This is a genomic window from Kiritimatiellales bacterium (genome assembly GCA_041656295.1).
Lineage (GTDB): Bacteria > Verrucomicrobiota > Kiritimatiellia > Kiritimatiellales > Tichowtungiaceae > Tichowtungia.
The window spans coordinates 116,938-135,602 of record JBBADV010000003.1 but is presented as its reverse complement, the minus strand read 5'-3'; the positions used below and the strand labels follow the sequence as shown (position 1 = coordinate 135,602).

The following is an 18,665-nucleotide window of genomic DNA, read 5'->3' as shown; positions in this document are numbered from 1 at the left end:
CTATAGACAACAAGTTTTAATTGACTGGATCTCTTTGTCATCAAACCCGAAAAAACTGTACAGAACAGCGTCTATTTCGGTATAACTTTGCCTCAATAATAAATCATTTATAATATTTATATGTGGCAAGGTTAACTCTGGTACTGGAAGTATTTCAACAAACTGCTTGAAATATCTGGTACCTTTTTCACCGAGATCAGTGGCTATCTTTGGAAAGTACCATTTCATAACTGTAGAGTTTAAAAATCCAAGCACCCAGGTAGGGGCTCTAGTCATTATGTAACAAGTATTATTAAAAAACATCTGATCAGCTACGAAGGAAAATGAAGGCTCAGTTGCAATATCAGACCACACAATTTTAGGTTTAGAAAAATCCTCCATATAAGCACAACTGCGCAGATTATATGGGGTGTCTCCTTGGTCGGATCGATTTTCAATTTGAGCCCAATAGGAGTTAAGGTGAGTTTTCACTGCTTGATATTTTTCAATGTCAATTTTAGGAATGCCTTTATCAGGAATACCGTTGTGAGTGGCAATCAAATATAGCCCAGCCCACTCGTGGGCATAGCGTTTGATATCTCTGCCGCGCAAAATCGGTCTAATTAATTCATCAGTCCGTCTGCGCTCGGCCGCATTGGCGCAATTGGCAAGAATCTCTATGCGCTTTTGCTCGGTTATGATGAAAGCTTCGTTAAACCCTGTTTTGATCCCATAGTTGATGGAGATGTCCCACTCTTTTAAAGGGACACCGATTTTTTCAATCTTTTCCTTTATACTGCGCTCAATCAGTGAAAGGACTACCCAGCTTGCAGAAGTCCCGAATCGGCAAGGTGTAGCATTGTGTCGCACAAAAAGGCTCTTTTTTAATATCCTTCTTCGTTCAATTAAACAGAAAGTGATATTATGAACTACGGATACATCCGCGTCAGCACCGATAAACAAACTGTTGAGAACCAGCGTTACGAAATCAATTGCTTTTGCGAACGCAAAAACATCGTGATTGAGCATTGGATCGAGGAGACCATTTCAGGGACAAAGGAACCTGAAAAGCGGAAACTCGGCAGTGTACTGGCCAAGTTGCAGAAGGACGACATTCTCATCTGCGCTGAACTTTCACGCCTTGGACGCAGCCTGCTCATGATAATGGATATCCTGAATCAATGTCTGAAACGTGATGTACAGGTTTGGACGATAAAGGACAATTATCGTCTTGGTGCAGATATCAGTTCAAAAGTATTAGCATTTGCTTTTGGTATCTCCGCCGAGATTGAGCGCAACCTGATTTCACAACGAACAAAAGAGGCACTTGCCCGACGACGATCTGAAGGCGTCATACTTGGTCGGCCAAAAGGGCGAAAGAGCACCAAGGTAAAACTCACTGGACGGGAGGAACAAATTGACAGATTATTAAAACGCGGTTATTCGACATCAAAGATTGCCCGTAAACTAAAAGTCCACCGCATCACACTCGGAAAATTCATAAAAGAGCGCATGTATGAAAATCGGTTCGAAATGTAAATTAACCGGGCGTGTAGTTCTGGCGCGATAAATTAAACCGGAACTGCTCTAAAAATCATTATATCTATTAATAATCCGCTGAACCGCGAGTTGTATGACGACTCTCAAAAACGGGCATCCGATGAGACATTCCGGCGCATATCTGTTTTACCGTAAATCATTTTTATTGTAATCTATTCATTAAAAACTGATTAGATGCTATATTAATATATGGTACGAATCCTGCTTCTAGAGATTGCAAAGAGAAGGAGTTTGTTATGGATTTTAATAAAATGACACAAAAGGTTCGTGAGGCGTTTCAAACGGCGCAGTCGCTGGCCGCCGAACATGGACATCAGCAGGTGGACGGCGAACATCTGCTGCTCGCCCTGCTCCGGCAAGAGGAGGGTCTGGCACCGCAGCTTTTTGAACGGATGGATATCTCCACGCCGACGGCGCTGGCGCGGCTGGAGCAGGAGCTGCAAAAAATTCCGGCAGTTTCCGGTCCGGGCACGGAGTCGGGCAAAATTTATGTGACGCAGCGGCTTAATGAGCTGATGGTAAAAGCGCAGAAGGCGATGCAGCAGCTCGGCGATGAGTTTATTTCGGTCGAACATCTGCTGCTGGCGTTTGCGGATGAAAAAACGAAAACGCCGGCCGGTAAAATTCTCGACGAGTTGAGCGTAACGAAAAACCGGATTTTCGACGCCCTGAAAACGGTGCGCGGGAATCAGCGCGTGACGTCGGACAATCCGGAAGGCGCGTATGATGCGCTGAAAAAATACGGTCAGGATTTGGTGGAGCTGGCGCGCGCCGGCAAACTGGATCCGGTGATCGGGCGCGATGCGGAGATCCGGTCGGTGATTCGCATCCTTTCGCGCAAGACGAAAAACAATCCGGTGCTGATCGGCGAACCGGGCGTCGGAAAAACGGCGATTGTGGAGGGTCTAGCGCACCGGATTCTGCGCGGAGATGTGCCGGAGGGGCTGAAAAATAAGACGATTTTTGCACTCGATATGACCTCGCTGATGGCGGGCGCCAAATATCGCGGAGAATTTGAAGAGCGTTTAAAAGCGGTGCTGAATGAAATTAAATCGGCGGAAGGCCGGATTATTCTCTTCATCGACGAGCTGCATACGATTGTCGGCGCCGGCAGAACGGAGGGTTCGACGGATGCCGGCAATATGCTGAAGCCGATGCTGGCACGCGGCGAACTGCATTGTATCGGCGCGACGACGCTCGATGAGCACCGGAAATATATTGAAAAAGACGCGGCGCTCGAACGCCGCTTTCAGCCGGTGCTGGTGGAGATGCCGAGCGTGGAAGATACGATTTCAATTCTGCGCGGATTGCGCGAACGGTTTGAAGTTCATCACGGCGTGCATATTAAGGACACCGCGCTGGTGGCGGCGGCGACGCTGTCGGACCGCTACATCACGGAGCGGTTTCTGCCGGATAAAGCGATCGACCTGATGGACGAGGCGTGTGCGTCGATCCGCACCGAAATTGATTCGCTGCCGGCGGAGCTGGATGAAATTACGCGTAAAGTGATGCGCCTTGAAATTGAAGAAACGGCGCTGAAAAAAGAGAAGGATAAAGCGAGTCAGGAGCGGCTGGAGCATCTGCAGAAAGAGCTGGCGGAGCTGAAGACCGAAGAACAAACGCTGCGCACGCAGTGGGAAAATGAAAAGAGCGGCATTCAGCGCGTGCGCGATCTGCGCGAAGCGCTCGATCTTGCGCGGCGCGAAAGCGCGGAAGCGGAACGCGCATACGATCTGGAGCGCGTGGCAAAACTGCGGCATGGAACCATCCCGCAGCTTGAGGCGCAGTTGAAAGAGCTTGAGGAAAAACTGCACGCGGTGGACAGCGAAAAAAGTCTGTTGCGCGAAGAGGTCACCGAAGAGGAAATTGCGGAGGTCGTCTCGCGGTGGACTGGTATTCCGCTGACGAAACTGCTCGAGGGCGAGCGTGAAAAACTGCTGCAGCTCGCCGGCGATCTGCACAAACGCGTGATCGGTCAGGATGAGGCGGTGGATGTGGTGGCGGATGCCGTACTGCGCGCGCGCGCCGGCATTAATAATCCAAACCGTCCGATCGGCGCGTTTCTGTTTCTCGGTCCGACCGGCGTCGGTAAAACCGAACTGGCGCGCACGCTCGCGTTTGAGCTGTTCGACAGCGAAGAGCACATGGTGCGCGTGGATATGAGCGAATATATGGAAAAACATACTGTGTCGCGGCTCGTCGGCGCGCCGCCCGGCTACGTCGGGTATGAAGAGGGCGGACAGCTCACCGAAGCGGTGCGGCGCAACCCCTATTCCGTCGTTCTACTCGATGAGATTGAAAAAGCGCATCCGGATGTGTTCAACATTCTGCTGCAAATTTTTGACGACGGACGGCTGACCGATTCACAGGGCCATACCGTCAGTTTTAAAAATACAATTATCATCATGACCAGCAATATCGGCTCGACACTGCTGCTGGACGGCATTGATGACCGGGGCGGCATCGACGAAAAAACGCGCGATCAGGTGATGGAGCTGCTGAAAAGCAGCTTCCGTCCGGAATTTCTCAACCGGCTCGACGATACCGTGCTGTTCAAGCCGCTCACCGAAACAGAAATCGGCTCGATTGTTGAACTGATGCTGGACGATCTGCGCGGCCGCCTGGCGGCGCGCGACATTCAGCTGGAGGTCAGCGACAACGCGAAACAGTACATCGTCAAAGAAGGATTCGATCCGGTGTACGGCGCGCGCCCGCTCAGGCGTTTCATTCAGCGCCACTTTGAAACGCAGCTCGCGCGCAGCCTGATCTCCGGCGAAATTACCGACGGCCATACCGTCCGCGCCGATCTTAAAAACGACAACCTCGTTTTTAAAATTAAAGAATAAGGGTCTGAAAAGAGAAATGAATGGTAGGGCGGTCAGTCCCTTGCGCGCCGTTGAAATAGAATATTCCATACTAAACGGCGGTCAAGGGACTGACCGCCCTACCTTTTTTGCGGGAAATTAAAATTTTACTTTTATTTATTCGTTTATCCGGATTTACGAATTTTTATTGCTCTGCCCGGCGCTGCTTTGTTAGGGTGCCGGTATGACTCTGAAAGAAAAGCTGCATTCCGGCACGCTGCTGCTCGACGGTGCAATGGGCACGATTATTCAAACGCTGGAGATCACGCCGGAGCAATGGAACGGACATGACGGCTGCAATGAATGGCTGAATCTTTCTGCGCCGGAGATTCTCCGCAGTTTGCACCGCGCCTATCTCGCCGCCGGTTCCGATGCGATTGAAGCCAATACGTTCGGCGCGTCCCCGCTGACGCTCGGCGAATATCAGCTGGCGGAGCGCGCGTATGAAATCAGTAAAGCCGGCGCACAGCTTGCGCGTGAATGCGCCGCTGAGTTTTCAACACCGGAACAGCGCCGCTTTGTTTTCGGCGCGATCGGCCCCGGCACCAAACTGCCGTCGCTCGGACACATTTCATTCGATGAGCTGTACGATGCCTATCAAGTTCAAATTCAAGGTCTGCTCGACGGCGGCGTGGACGGTCTGCTGATTGAGACCTGTCAGGACCCGCTGCAAATCAAAGCGGCGCTCGCCGCCGCCGATGCTCTGCCTGGCGCGAACAGTGAGATTGTGCGTTATGTTTCGCTCACCGTTGAGACCACCGGCACAATGCTGGTCGGAACCAGTGTCGCCGCCGCGGCGGCAATTCTGGCGCCCTATCCGGTGGATATTCTCGGACTCAACTGCGCGACTGGTCCGGATCGCATGGCGCCGCACATTGAAATGCTGGCGAAACTCTGGCGGGGAAACATCGCATGTATGCCGAACGCCGGCATGCCGGAAACAGACGCCGCCGGAAATGTGGTTTATCCGCTTGCACCGCTGCCGTTCGCCAAAAAAGTTGCGGCGCTGATGGCAGCGCATGGGATTTCTGTCGCCGGCGGATGCTGCGGCACAACGCCGGAACATATTGCGGAGTTGAGGAAATTGGTAGGGACGGCGCTCCGCCGCCGTCCGCAAAAAATTCCGGCGCTCGACGGAGCGAACGCCCTACCTCAAGCCGCCAGCCTGTTTCAGCCGGTGGATTTAACACAGCAGCCGGCGCCGCTCTTTATCGGTGAGCGCGCGAATGCCACGGGGTCGAAAAGATTCCGCGACGCACTGCTCAATAATGATTATGAAAATGCTTTTCACATTTTAAGTGAGCAGGAGGAAACCGGCGTGCATATACTTGATTTGAGCTGCGGGTACACCGGTCGCGACGAGCGCGCTGACATCGCCGTACTCGTTCCGCGCATGGCGCGCGAATGCCGCGCACCGCTGATGATTGACTCCACATCCGCCGCAGCGATTGAAGACGCACTGAAACGGTACGGCGGGCGGGCGCTGATTAACTCCATTAATTTTGAAGACGGCGGTGCGCGCGCTGAACGCGTGGTTGCACTGGCGCGCCGGTACGGCGCGGCGCTGGTCGCGCTGACGATTGATGAAAAAGGCATGGCGCTGCCGGCGGATGAAAAATTTGCGGTGGCAAAACGGATAGTCGATTTCTGCACCGCACGCGGACTAGCGCCTGACGATCTGCTGATTGATCCGCTGACCTTTACGGTGTGCAGCGGCGATGAATCGCTGCGCGATGCGGCGGTACAAACCCTGAACGCCATCCGCCGGATTAAAGCGGAGCTGCCGGGCGTGCGCACGCTGCTCGGACTTTCCAATATTTCATTCGGACTGAAACCGGCGGCGCGCAAAATTTTAAACGCGGTGTTTTTACATCAGGCGGTGGCTGCCGGTCTGGACGCCGCGATTGTGCACGCGGCGGCGATTGTGCCGCTGAATGAAATTCCGGCGAATCTGCGCACCGCCGCCGAAGCGCTGCTGAATAACGATTTTTCCGCCGGCGATCCGCTGGAAAATTATATCAACCTGTTTGAATATTTTCAGGAAGCACCGGAAGAAAAACCGGAGACGCGCCCGCCGGCGGAACTGTTAACGGATGCGATTGTGCGCGGGAAAATTCCCTGGATGCAAACCGCTATGCCGGTATTGCTGAACACGGAGCGCGCCGAAACGATCCTGAATGAACTTCTACTGCCGGCGATGAGAGAGGTCGGCCGGCTGTTTAACGACGGCACGCTGCAGCTGCCGTTCGTGCTGAAATCCGCCGAAGTGATGAAGCACGCGGTGGATCTGCTTAAACCGCATCTGCAAAAAACCGGCGCCGGCGAAAGACCGCCGCTCATCCTGCTGGCCACCGTTGCCGGCGATGTGCACGACATCGGCAAAAATCTGGTTGGAATTATTTTATCGAACAACGGGTTTGATGTGCTCGATCTCGGCATTAAAGTTCCGGTGGAACAGATTATCAACGCCGTAGAAAAACATCATGTGATTGCTATCGGGCTGAGCGGACTGCTGGTAAAATCCACTACTGTGATGGCAGAAAATCTTTCCGCGTTTGAACGCGCCGGCATTAAAATTCCGGTGATGCTCGGCGGCGCAGCGCTGTCGCCGGAGTTTGTCGATCAGGTCTGCCGCCCGCTCTATTCCGGCGAGGTGCTCTACTGCAAAGATGCATTTGTCAGTCTCGCAGCGTTGCAGGAATTTAAACAGACCGGACACTTTCCTGAACCGGCGCCGGTCAAAAAGAAACAACCGGCCGCGCCAAAGAAACCGGCGCCGGCAAACGAGATCATTCACCGCGATGTGCCGGTGCCGGATGTGCCGGCCGACACATGGATTGCGGAGCGGATTGATCCGGATGAAGTCTGGCACTATCTCGACACCCATGTGCTGACGCGCGGCGTCTGGGGATATAAGCAGGGCGAGCTGTCCGACGCCGATTATCAAACACTGCGCGCGGTGGAAATTCTACCGAATCTTGCCAAAGTAAAACAGATTGCGCGCCGTGTCTTTGTTCCGCAAATGATTCATGGATTTTTCAACTGCCGCGCCGCCGGCGACACACTGCTGATTCAGAATCCGGCAACCGGCGGGGAAATTCCGTTTGCCTTTCCGCGCAGTGCGCGCACCGGAATCTGCTTAGCAGATTATTTCCGCACCGACCGCGACATCGCCGGCTTGATGGCCGTCACGCTCGGCGGCGGCATTGCAAAAAAAGAGCAGGAACTGCGTGCCGCCGACCGCTATCTGGATTATCTGCTGTTTCACGGGCTCGCTGTGATGAGCGCCGAAGCGCTGGCGGAATTCGGGCACCGGCAGATCCGCCGGCAGTGGGGATCGCATGAAGGCGACCTTTCGCTTGAAGAAATCCGGCGGCGCAAACTCGATCAGCGCCGGTTTGCCTTCGGCTATCCCGCCTGCCCCGATCTGGCGCTGAATAAAATCTGCAGTGAACTGTTAGACACCCGGCGAATCGGAATCACCGTCACTGATCTGTTTATCCTGGATCCTGAAGTCTCCACCTTTGCGCTGATTACACACCACCCGCAGGCGCACTATTTTGCGATGTAGGCCTGGGGACGTCGTATCGGCCATTTCCGCCTTACAATTTTATGTCTGCCGGAATTTATCAACCCGTGAAACCAGCTGTGCCGGCACACGGACAAGAATTTCGGCGAACTCGTCTTCATATTTTTCTTCGAGCACAGTGGCGGAATTTTGCAGGAGCGCGAGCAGGCGTCCTTCACCGAACGGAATCCGCAGCCGTAATGTTTGCTTATCACCTTTCAGGCAGTCAGCCAGTTCGTTCAGCAGAGCATCAATTCCTTCGCCGGTTTTTGCAGACACCGCGACAGAACGTCCGGGCTGGCGCGCCAGCCGGCGCGCGGCATTTTTGCCTTCCGGTGTATCAATTTTATTCAGCACAAACAGCACCGGTTTGTTTTCTGCACCGAGCTCCTGCAGCACCGCGTGCACCGCGTCGATCTGCTGTTCCACCTGCGGATGTGAACAATCGGCCACATGCAGCAGCAAATCCGCCTCCGCCACTTCTTCCAGCGTCGCTTTAAATGAATCAACAAGATGATGCGGCAGCTTGCGAATAAAACCGACCGTGTCCGTGATTAAACACGGCTCGCGGTTCGGCAGCTCAACCTGCCGAGTCGTCGGGTCCAGCGTTGCAAACAGCTGATCCTGTGCATAGATATCGGCGCCGGCGATCCGGTTGAGCAGGGTTGATTTTCCGGCGTTTGTATAACCGACGAGCGACACAAGCGCCCAGCCGTGCCGGTGCCGGCCGCGCCGCTGCTCCGCGCGCCGCAGCCGGACAAGCTCGAGCTCTTTTGTCAGCGTACCGATTAGAAGCTGGATGCGCCGGCGGTCCATTTCAATCTGAGTTTCGCCCGGTCCCTTTAATCCGATTCCGCCGGCCTGCCGTTCAAGATGCGTCCACATCCGGCGCAGGCGCGGCAAAAGATAGCGGTGCTGTGCGAGTTCAACCTGCAGACAGCCTTCGCGCGTCTGCGCGCGGCGCGCGAAAATATCAAGAATCAACTGTGTACGATCGAGCACGCGCACGCCGACAATCTCTTCCAGATTACGTCCCTGCGCCGGCGAAAGGTCTTCGTCGAAAATCACCAGATTCGCATTAAACGCCTGAACCTGCTGTGAAATTTCTTCAGCCTTGCCTTTGCCGATATAATGCCCCGGATAAATTTTTGCCTGCTTGCACAGCACACGATTCAACACTTCCGCGCCGGCGCTTTCCGTCAGTTGTGCGAGTTCATCCAGCGTGTCGCGAATATCCCACTCCTCATCGCGCCCGCGCATCATCACGCCAACCAGAATTGCACGCTCTTGAATTTTCGGATCCGTCTCTTTTAAATTTGTCATAAAAATTTCAGTCGAAAGTCAAAAGTCTTGAGGTCGAAGGTCTGCCGGGGAGGGCATTTGCTCTGCACCGGAATTCGGATTTCCAAAATACGCGTGGCGCGGACATTCCTGTCTGCGCAAAATGAGCAGACAGGAATGTCTGCTCCACAATCAATGTATACTGTAACATAAACGTTGTTTTCCCAGCGCTGTTCTGCCCGGCAATCACATGACAGGCTGGTTGAGGAGCAAACATGTTCATTAAGTATTCCGCACCAAATAGTCACGCACGGCGGATTCATCGTTGGCGATGGTGGTACAGCGGGTTGCGGCGCCGGCGAGTGCATCGAGCGCCGGATGATGTGCGGCGGTGCCGATAGCGCGTTCGATGGCGGCGGTGAACTTTGCCGGATGCGCGGTGGCGAGGCAGATGGCAGGGACGGATCGATGATCCGTCCGCGGACGCCTCATCGAAGTGTCCGCGCCTTCCATAAACCGCTCCGCAACGGCAACGCCGACAGCGGTGTGCGGGTCGAGCACATAGCCGGTGGAATCATAAATTTTCTTAATGGTGGCAAGCGTCTGTTCGGTGCTGCCTTCGCCGGCAGCAAAAAGGTCATCGACTATGCCGCCGGCGTTCAGTTCCACCGTGAGTTTTTTATTTGTTGCAAAGCAGTTCATCAGTGCACGCAATTTCCCGGCGTCCTGTCCGGTACGATAATAAAGATAGCGTTCAAAGTTGCTGGCGACCTGAATATCCATCGACGGACTGAGCGTCGGCATGACGCTGCCGATACTGTATTCGCCGCTGTTGAAGAAGCGCGAGAGAATGTTGTTTTCGTTGGTGGCAAGGATCAGTTTTTTCACCGGCAGTCCCATTTGCACCGCGAGATATCCGGCGAGAATGTCGCCGAAATTTCCGGTGGGCACAGAAAACTGAATTTCCGGCGCGCCGGTTTCTGCCTGCACGCGGAACGCAGCGTAAAAATAATAAACGATCTGTGCGAGCACGCGCGCCCAGTTGACGGAGTTTACGGAACCGAGCGAATGTTCTGTTTTAAATGATACGTCGGAAAAGATGGATTTCATCAGATGCTGACAGTCATCGAACGTGCCTTCAACGGCAAGGTTGAAGACGTTATCGTCAAGCACACTGGTCATCTGCAGTTCCTGCACCGGACTGGTGCGTCCTCTGGGGTGCATGATGAACATGCGGATGTTCTCTTTGCCGCGCACGCCGTAAATTGCAGCGGAGCCGGTGTCGCCGGACGTCGCGCCGAGAATGTTCAGTTTACCGCCGCGTTTTTGTAAAATATATTCAAACAGATTGCCGAGAAACTGCAGCGCAATATCTTTAAACGCCAGCGTTGGGCCGTGCCAGAGCTCGAGCACGAAAAACCCGCCGACCGAAACCACCGGCGCAACTGCCGGCGAGCGGAAGGTGGCATAGCTTTTTTGAATTAAATTTTTCAAATCTTCCGCCGGGATATCGGTGGCGAACAGGCGCATAATTTCGAATGCCAAATCCTGATACGACAGATTTTTCCATTGTTCCAGCCGGTCGCCGACCGCCGGAATGGTTTCCGGCAGCAGCAGGCCGCCGTCCGGCGCCAGACCCGTCATTACGGCATCCAAAAACTCCACCGGCGCCATTTTCCCGCGTGTGCTGATATAGTTCATAATGTAATGCGTAATGCGGATTGCGTAACGGGTAAAGCACAAACTGCACAATCGTTTCCGGCCGGTAATTTTATGACACCGCGGTTTGATATACTTTAAAAATACGAATCAGATGATTCCGGTCAGTATTTTTTGTCATGGCCAGCACCGGCAGGAGGCATTGAGCCAATTCACAGTTTCGGAAGTTTAGGGCGTGTTAACACAAGCGTAAGAATTCCACGATGAACGCGAAGACAATGAATCCCAAAAACATAATGTCCAGTTTGTCATACCGGGTGAATACCCGGCGACAGGATTTCACCCGCCGGATGAGTCGCTCAACCTCATTCCGTCTTTTATAGATTATTGTATCGTAATCCCATGGGTTTTTCCGGTTCGGGTTGGGCGGAACAACAGGTATAAATCCCAGTGTCTGAGCCAGTTCCCGGGTTTCATCCCCTTCATACGCACGATCCATAAGCAGATGGCATGGTTTCGGGATTCTGCCCATGCGCATCAGCAGTTTTCTGCCCCACGGCGCGTCACCCTCGTTGCCGGCAGACAAGCAGAAAATTACTGCCTGACGAGCAGTTGCGGCAACCAGATGTATCTTGGTAGTTCGTCCGCCCCGTGACCGCCCGATGGCTTGCGGGCCGTTTTTTTCAACGCCCTGCAGGCGTCCGGATGAAGGTCGTGTCCATAATATTTCGCACATTTATTTTGAGGCTCTCCATTCTCCGCAGCCTTATGCTGCCCTCCATTCTAATTCATAAAGCCGTTCCATGTTCAGGTAGCGCCGGGTGCCCCATTGGGTTCCGGCGACATGCCGCAACCGTGCCGAGACCAGCATCAGCGCCGATTGGCCATCCGGGAAGCTGAACAACAGTAAACTTTGACGTACGGTCAATGGCAACGAACATATATAACCTGCCTTCTTCCGTGCGGACCTCAGCGATGTCGATATGGAAAAACCCGATCGGACAGGTTTTGAATTTCCGTTTGCTCCGGGGATCTTTGGTATCCGGCAGCCGGCGAATTCCATGACGTTGGCAGCAACGATGCAGAGAGGAGCGTGTTAAATGAGGTATGGCGGTCTGCAGGCTGTAAAGACCATCATCGAGCGGAAGCTGTGTGTGCCGCCGAAAAGCGACACAAGCGGCTTCTTCCTCCTTGCTCAGCACCGTTGACCGGGGTTGCCTGGGCCCCATCGGGGCATCCTGTACGGTTGTGCGCTGTCGCCACTTCGCTACGGTTTTCGGGTTAATACCGTGCCTCCGCGCCAGAACATTCAGGCTCTCTTGACGATGTTGTATCGTTCGACGCACCGCCTCAGCCGTACGGGCGCACCCGTGTACTATCTGTCCCATAATTTATCCCTCCGGAGCTGGTTATACATCACTCCAGTACACTGGGGGACTAAACATCTAGGCCGGAAAACAGTCATTAAGTGTCTGATCCGCCGCCGCCAGAACCGCCAGGAAGTCGTCGGGCCACGACCCCGGCAAATAGCCGGGGTGGTTGGATAAACTGGCTTAAAAAAGAGACATCGGAAATGGCGGCCTCTTTTTTTAGGTTATAGAACAAGTTGAGTCCTTGTTCCCAGACAAGAGTATAACACATTTGATTTCAGTCGGCTTGTGTTTCTCCAACCACGAACCACAAACGATTATCCATCGTGCCTTTATTGGAAAACGTTCTGATCATCGTGTATATAATTACAACACGAAGAATTGCTTTTATTTACGATCTGCGTATATTCTGAATGTAATGAATAAATTTGTTTCTAAATATAAGGTGCCGAATCTGGAACGAGCTCTAATTATCATTGAACTGCTGAAGGAACATCCGGACGGCATGACGATGTCGGAAATTGCAACGAAGATCGGTGCATCACCGACCAGCGTCTTTCGCATCACAATGACGATGATTGAAAAAGGATATTTTTCACGGGATGAAGAGACGAAAAAAGTCCGGATGTCCGGCAAACTGTTCGCCATTTCGAGCATCGGGACGTGCGATAAAAATATTACAGAAATTGCAGCGCCCTATCTCCGAAAACTGCGGAATCAAACCAAAGAAACCGCGATTCTCGGCGTACTGCTGCCGAACCGCGCGCGCGGCGTTGCGATTCTGGAATATCCGGGACTTTATCCGTTTAAATTTCTACACGATGTCGGTGAGCCGATCATTCTGCACGTCGGCGCTCCCGGGAAAGCGTTGATGGCGTTTTTACCGGATGACGAACAGGACGAACTCCTGAAAAAGATGACGTTAAAAAAATTTACGGAACGCACCATTGTCAGCAAAAAAAAATTAAAACATGAACTGAAAAAAATCCGGCAGCAGGGCTATGCAGTTGGGTTCGGCGAATGGATGGAAGAAATGCATTGCATCAGTGCACCAATTCTTGACCGGTTTAATTATCCGCAGGCTGTTGCCTGGATCACCGGGCCGTCTTCACGAATTATTTCTGAAAATATTTCTGAACTGACGACTTATGTAACAGAGTGCGCGAAACGGATTTCTACAGATTTACAAAATGACCGGCCGTAATTTTTAAAGTGAATCTAGATAGAACCGGCCTTTGGTGACAAATGGAAAATCATCTGTTCTGAACGGGGAAGCAGGAAGTCCGGCGGTGTTGAAAAGAGACGGAACAAACCATTTTTTCCATCCGTAGCGGACGAAAACGGGATTGTTAATTTCCGGCGATGAAACAATGATTTTCCCGTCACGGCAGACAGCGCCGGCGGCAACAAATTTCCTGTCTTCTCCACAAATTTCGAATGCGTTCTCTGTTCCGGAAACCGGAATTAACCGGACATCCGGAGTATTAAATGTGAGTTCAATGACAGAGCCGCTTACTTTCGATTCTTTTAATTCCGGACCGCGGCAAATTAAATTATTTTCGCCATAAGCAATATTTCGCGCGAGCAGACCAAGCCGTCTGCCGGCTTCCGGTTTAGAATGCGGATGAATATCTTTTTCTTCTCCGCCGTCAACCAATACTGCCATGCCGGTGTTTTGTACATTTTTTTCTGTCCAGCGCTGCACTTCCCGTAATTCCGCCCACTGAGGTTCATTCGCATCTTTGCCGCCGAAAGTTGCCAGTTGAACGAATAAAAACGGCAGATCCGGATTATTAAAATCAGCGCGCCATTCGTTAATCAGCGCCGGAAAAATTTTCCGGTAATGCGCGGCGGCATGATTGTTGGCATTATTTTCGCCCTGATACCAGATCACACCGCGAATTGTATACGGGATAACCTGTTTAAGCATCGTTTCATATAATCCGCCGGGGCGTTTAAAATTCCGGCAGCTCATTTCGATTTCCGGTTTCCAGCCGACCTTCTGCCTTTCCGCCTTCTTCCGCAGCCATTCTTCGACAAGACGGTCATATTCTTTCAGATATTCTGTGAAACTGCTTTCGTCTGGAAATGTTTTTTTCACATGCGAATCATACGCATCAATCACCTTTTTTAAATCCGTATCAGCCTCCAGCGTTTTCCGGCTCATCCACGCTTCCGCTGGCGTTGCACCGACAGCGCAGACGATAATTCCGACGGGCACGTCCAGCGCATCCCGGAGATTTTTTCCAAAATAGTATGCGGTTGCAGAAAATGTCCGGACGGTTTGCGGGTTTGTCATCTTCCATTCCGGTGCACTGTCATTCTCGCCGGAATAATCCAACCGCGGAACAGTTGCCACGCGCAGCAAAGAATCATTTGCGCTCATTACATCATCTTTCACCGTGCGCATATAATTTCCCATCGTGGACGCCATATTGGACTGGCCGCCGGCAAGCCAGACTTCGCCGACAAGAACATTTATAATTGTAGATTGCAGATTGTTGACTGAAGATTTGAAGATCATTTCACACGGTTCGGATGATGCCGGCAGCGGATCAAGCTGCACCTGCCATTGACCGCCCGCATTTGCCGCCGTTATTTTTTTCTGGCCGGCAAATTCAATCGTTACCGTTTCGCCCGGTTCCGCAGTTCCCCAAACCCGGACAGGCTCATCGCACTGAAGAACCATGTTATCTGTAAAAATTCCGGCGGGACGAATTTCAGAAAAAACCGGTGCCGGAAAACTTAATAACGTGAGTGCGCACAAAAATGCGAAATTCAATCTGTCTTTAAAACCGGTTTTTAATTTTCCGGAATAAACTGTTTCCATGAATCTGTCTCCATTAACTCACCGGACTCTAGGCGGTTCCAGAGTTCCGGATGAAGTTTTTTTACCACAGAACGGGCGAGGTTCGCCTTGAGATTTTGGTCAGGCTGACGGCAGTCAATGTCCTGAAGTCCCCTGTCGCTGTATTTTGACTGCCAGTCTTTTTCCAACTGCCTCATCTGCCGAAGCACGTCTGCATATCCCGGATTACAGGCAAGATTGGTCATCTGATCTGGATCTGTTTCCAAGTCATAAAGTTCTTCCGGCGGTTTTTGTTCTGCCAAAAATATCAGCTCTGCCGGGGAAAGTTTTCCTGCGTTTTTCAGCCGGCGCATTACATGAATTGCCGGACGGTTCAAATCAAGATACGCCTGATGCGCATCCCATGGAACTTCCGGCATACGGTTGGCAATATAAGTAAATTTTCTGGTTGTGATGCTGCGGGAACAGTCATTGATTTCATCCCAGATGTCGCGAGCGGAACGGATGTATTCGCGGTATTGCGGATTACTGACACCGAACACCGGTTTTCCGTCGAGCCAGTCCGGCATTTCCGCGCGGGCAAGTTTTAAAATCGTGGCAGTAATGTCCGTCATACAAACCAGTTCATCTATCACCGTTCCCTTTGGAATCCCCGGGCCGCGAACAATCATGGGCACATGAATTCCGGTATCCTGCAAATATCCTTTTCCGCGCAAATGGCAGCGGCCGTTATCCGCGATGAAAATAACATATGTATTTTCTGCGAGACCTTCATCTTCCAACCTTTTCAGAATCTGCCCGACCTCGTTGTCCATATACTCAACCGTGTCAAGGTATGCCGCCCAGTCGTAGCGGATTTCCGGTGTATCAGCAAACCAGGTCGGCAGTTTAATATCATCAAGCGAAACCGGATGCGCTGAATTTTCTCTGACTTCATTCCACCAGTCGCCGCGATGCGTCACAATACATTGAATCTGATTAAAAAACGGCTGATCCTCAGCGCTGAACCGGTCAAATTTATCGAACAGCCCAAACTGTTCGATGCCGTCATACGGACCAACGGCAGTATGCTTGAAATTGCAATCTGTTTTCCGCCCATTTCCTTTCACCAGGTCACTTCCAAGAATACAGGTGTATCCGGTGCGCCGGAGCCAATACGTAAACGGTTTGTACGGTGCTTCCAGCGGAACATCACGATTGCTGCGATGATGCTGCGCATTAATAACCGTCTGATGTGCGCCGGTCATCATCGCCGAACGGCTAGGAGAACAAATAGGATTGCTGCAGTATGCACGCATGAATTTTGCGCCCTCTTCCGCCAGCCTGTTCAGATGCGGCGTTTTTACACCTTTCATCCCATAACATTCCAGATCCAGGCTCATGTCTTCAGCCATAATCCAGATAAAATTCGGCTGGTCCGGCAAAGCGGCGGCGGAAAATACCGGAATGAATACGCCGGCGGCGGCCCAGATATAACTCTGCGTTTTAAATTTTTTTATCATTTCAGCCAAACTCTTCCGTCACATCTGAGATGTTATCATATATAATCCGATCCGCCGATAATCCGGCACCTTTACAATCTGGAATCCGCCGATACCAATATTTGCTTGTATGGCTGATACCGTCAGGGTTAATGAATCCGCCGTCAACGGGTTTTCAGCCGTGCCGAAAAGCACATACGAACCGATCGCCGATGCGATCGAATTACTGTCGGTATTGGTTATCTGACTTAAAAAAGGCGGATTACTTTCGTCAACCGTCGGCATCGTATAATAATATGTTGTCGAACCGTCGCTTGAAGACCCTTTTCTACCATTCCAGCCGCTCAAGTAAGCAATAACATAATATTGAGCATAAGGAATATCGCTCAACGTCATCGTTACCTGCGTACCGGCAGTATCACAGCCAGGTCCGGCGCCGTTAACCCAGTTATCCCATGCCGCATTCCCGGAGAGCCGGATTGCCGCTGAAGAACTGATATCCAGCGTTGTTCCGGCAAAATCAACGATTGCCAGTCCGTTCGTATCCATCACGACATTTGTCCATGTGCCCGGCACAACACCGGGAAAATCTGCATCTACGCCATCTTTAGCAATATTGCCGGATCGGAAAAAATTGACGCTGATAACATCATCCGACTGTCCAACCTGTGCCGTTGAAATAAATGCAGTCAAAAAAAATATTATAGAATATATTTTCATTCTGATCCCTCCCGATTCATTCCGCTTGCAACCCGCGAAATGCAGGCTCGATCATTTCTTTATCCAGTTCATCCCACATTGCTTTCAGCTGTTCCGCTTTTTCCGGATACTGCTTGATCAAATTGGTTTTTTCTCCGATGTCGTTCGGTAAATCCATCAATTGCACCGCCGGCCCCGTTTTCACCAGCTTCCAATCATCATACCGTATGGAGAAGAATCCCTGGTCGTATTTCCGCCACCACAGCATCCGGTGCGGCCGTTCATCATTTTTTCCGGTCAAATACGGAACCAGATTCACACCGTCCAGCGGGCGGTCTGCGGACGGCGCTGCGCCCGCAACAGCGGCCATTGTCGCCGCAATATCCAGCGACGAAACCGGAAGTTCATACACTTTATTTTCCGGCAGAACCCCGGGCCAGCGCATCAGAAACGGGACCCGCACGCCGCCTTCATATAAACTGCTTTTTGCACCGCGCAACGGCTGATTGTTCGACGCATTATCCCATGTCGGTCCGCCGTTATCCGACAGGAAAAAAATCAGCGTATTCTGTGCAAGATTTAACTCGTCAAGCAGACTGAGAATTTCGCCGACACCGTCATCCACTGCGCTGAGCATCGCCGCGTATGTCCGGCGTTTTTCATCCTGAATATCCTGATGCCGCGCCAGATATTTTTCGGTCGCTTCCAGCGGCGTATGCGGCGCGTTATAGGCGAGGTATAAAAAGAACGGTGCATCTTTGCTGTCACAGATAAACTGCAGCGCTTCGCGCGTCAGAATATCCGTTAGATATCCCGTCTCTTCCACCTGTGTTCCGTTACGCTCCAGCGGAGTGAGATATTCTTTATAGCCGCCGCTTTTCAGTCGCGTTTCATATTCCGCCGGAAAATAGCGGTGTCCGCCGCCGGTAAATCCGTAAAAATAATCAAATCCGCGCAAATTGGGATAAAATTGAGGATGATCGCCAAGGTGCCACTTGCCGACCGCGCCGGTACGATATCCGGCGGACTTCATCAAATCGCCCAATGTCTTTTCACTAAGCGGAAGCCCGATCGTCGGATCAGTCCGGTCATACGCCGGATTCCGCTCGAACCCGAATCGCTGCGGAATCCGTCCGGTCATTAAACCGGCGCGGCTCGGTCCGCAGACTGAATACGTCACATACGCCTCCGTAAACCGCACACCTCCTGCCGCCATACCGTCCAGAAAAGGCGTCTTAATATCGCTGCTGCCTTGAAAACCGGTGTCGGCATAGCCCTGGTCGTCCGTCAGAATAATTAAAATATTCGGCGCCGGAATTTTTTCCGCCGGACTTGCGCCGGAAAATGAAAACGCCATTCCCAGAGTAAGCAAACTTCTTTCGATCATAATTTTTC

11 protein-coding genes and 3 pseudogenes are annotated in these 18,665 nt (G+C 51.9%); 4 read left to right on the top strand and 10 right to left on the bottom strand.

What is annotated here, in order from left to right:
- On the bottom strand, positions 1 to 849 hold the full coding sequence (locus WC959_02900) for a TaqI-like C-terminal specificity domain-containing protein (GenBank protein MFA5688085.1): 849 nt from the start codon (positions 847 to 849) through the stop codon (positions 1 to 3).
- A 54-nt stretch (positions 850 to 903) separates the two neighbouring features.
- Between WC959_02900 and WC959_02895 the strand changes: the two genes are divergently transcribed.
- The 3 genes from WC959_02895 (at position 904) to WC959_02885 (ending at position 7,974) form a co-directional block, all read left to right on the top strand.
- Positions 904 to 1,518: a master DNA invertase Mpi family serine-type recombinase gene (locus WC959_02895; GenBank protein MFA5688084.1), complete on the top strand. Its 615-nt coding sequence runs from the start codon at positions 904 to 906 to the stop codon at positions 1,516 to 1,518.
- A 257-nt stretch (positions 1,519 to 1,775) separates the two neighbouring features.
- The gene (clpB, locus tag WC959_02890; protein ID MFA5688083.1) at positions 1,776 to 4,385 is read left to right on the top strand and encodes an ATP-dependent chaperone ClpB; all 2,610 of its coding nucleotides are present in this window, start codon (positions 1,776 to 1,778) and stop codon (positions 4,383 to 4,385) included.
- Between the two features lie 202 nt (positions 4,386 to 4,587).
- Positions 4,588 to 7,974 carry a homocysteine S-methyltransferase family protein gene (locus tag WC959_02885; protein ID MFA5688082.1) on the top strand — a complete coding sequence of 1,129 codons (3,387 nt, stop codon included), beginning with the start codon at positions 4,588 to 4,590 and terminating at the stop codon, positions 7,972 to 7,974.
- A 39-nt stretch (positions 7,975 to 8,013) separates the two neighbouring features.
- Here the strand turns inward: WC959_02885 and hflX are convergent, their stop codons facing one another.
- From hflX to WC959_02860, 5 genes and pseudogenes are all read right to left on the bottom strand, one after another.
- Positions 8,014 to 9,294, bottom strand: a complete 1,281-nt coding sequence (gene hflX / locus WC959_02880; protein MFA5688081.1) for a GTPase HflX — start codon at positions 9,292 to 9,294, stop codon at positions 8,014 to 8,016.
- 240 nt (positions 9,295 to 9,534) lie between these two features.
- Entirely contained in the window at positions 9,535 to 10,953 is a 1,419-nt protein-coding gene (gene thrC / locus WC959_02875) for a threonine synthase (GenBank protein MFA5688080.1), read from the bottom strand.
- A 196-nt stretch (positions 10,954 to 11,149) separates the two neighbouring features.
- A pseudogene (locus WC959_02870) lies at positions 11,150 to 11,599 on the bottom strand (IS5 family transposase).
- A gap of 78 nt (positions 11,600 to 11,677) precedes the next feature.
- A pseudogene (locus tag WC959_02865) lies at positions 11,678 to 11,830 on the bottom strand (IS256 family transposase).
- Positions 11,820 to 12,299, bottom strand: a pseudogene (locus WC959_02860) (IS481 family transposase). The pseudogenes WC959_02865 and WC959_02860 overlap by 11 nt, the downstream one beginning before the upstream one ends.
- 400 nt (positions 12,300 to 12,699) lie before the next feature.
- On the opposite strand from WC959_02860, the gene WC959_02855 reads away from it, so the two are divergent.
- Positions 12,700 to 13,485 carry an IclR family transcriptional regulator gene (locus WC959_02855; GenBank protein ID MFA5688079.1) on the top strand — a complete coding sequence of 262 codons (786 nt, stop codon included), beginning with the start codon at positions 12,700 to 12,702 and terminating at the stop codon, positions 13,483 to 13,485.
- 3 nt (positions 13,486 to 13,488) lie between these two features.
- Here the strand turns inward: WC959_02855 and WC959_02850 are convergent, their stop codons facing one another.
- Genes WC959_02850 through WC959_02835 form a run of 4 tightly spaced genes read right to left on the bottom strand, consistent with a single transcriptional unit; the run spans position 13,489 to position 18,657 of the window.
- Entirely contained in the window at positions 13,489 to 15,111 is a 1,623-nt protein-coding gene (locus WC959_02850) for a sialate O-acetylesterase (GenBank protein ID MFA5688078.1), read from the bottom strand.
- Positions 15,084 to 16,592, bottom strand: a complete 1,509-nt coding sequence (locus WC959_02845) for a sulfatase (GenBank protein ID MFA5688077.1) — start codon at positions 16,590 to 16,592, stop codon at positions 15,084 to 15,086. The genes WC959_02850 and WC959_02845 overlap by 28 nt, the downstream gene beginning before the upstream one ends.
- Positions 16,593 to 16,610: 18 nt before the next feature.
- The gene (locus tag WC959_02840; GenBank protein MFA5688076.1) at positions 16,611 to 17,291 is read right to left on the bottom strand and encodes a hypothetical protein; all 681 of its coding nucleotides are present in this window, start codon (positions 17,289 to 17,291) and stop codon (positions 16,611 to 16,613) included.
- Between the two features lie 16 nt (positions 17,292 to 17,307).
- Positions 17,308 to 18,657 (bottom strand): sulfatase-like hydrolase/transferase, encoded by a 1,350-nt coding sequence (locus WC959_02835; protein MFA5688075.1) that lies wholly within the window; start codon positions 18,655 to 18,657, stop codon positions 17,308 to 17,310.
- Between the last annotated feature and the right edge of the window lie 8 nt (positions 18,658 to 18,665).

Excerpts from the sequence above, each read along its gene's own strand:
- WC959_02895 (MFA5688084.1), top strand. The coding sequence starts at position 904 with ATGAACTACGGATACATCCGCGTCAGCACCGATAAACAAACTGTTGAG.
- clpB (MFA5688083.1), top strand. The coding sequence starts at position 1,776 with ATGGATTTTAATAAAATGACACAAAAGGTTCGTGAGGCGTTTCAAACG.
- WC959_02885 (MFA5688082.1), top strand. The coding sequence starts at position 4,588 with ATGACTCTGAAAGAAAAGCTGCATTCCGGCACGCTGCTGCTCGACGGT.
- hflX (MFA5688081.1), bottom strand. The coding sequence starts at position 9,294 with ATGACAAATTTAAAAGAGACGGATCCGAAAATTCAAGAGCGTGCAATT.
- thrC (MFA5688080.1), bottom strand. The coding sequence starts at position 10,953 with ATGAACTATATCAGCACACGCGGGAAAATGGCGCCGGTGGAGTTTTTG.
- WC959_02855 (MFA5688079.1), top strand. The coding sequence starts at position 12,700 with ATGAATAAATTTGTTTCTAAATATAAGGTGCCGAATCTGGAACGAGCT.
- WC959_02850 (MFA5688078.1), bottom strand. The coding sequence starts at position 15,111 with ATGGAAACAGTTTATTCCGGAAAATTAAAAACCGGTTTTAAAGACAGA.
- WC959_02845 (MFA5688077.1), bottom strand. The coding sequence starts at position 16,592 with ATGATAAAAAAATTTAAAACGCAGAGTTATATCTGGGCCGCCGCCGGC.
- WC959_02840 (MFA5688076.1), bottom strand. The coding sequence starts at position 17,291 with ATGAAAATATATTCTATAATATTTTTTTTGACTGCATTTATTTCAACG.
- WC959_02835 (MFA5688075.1), bottom strand. The coding sequence starts at position 18,657 with ATGATCGAAAGAAGTTTGCTTACTCTGGGAATGGCGTTTTCATTTTCC.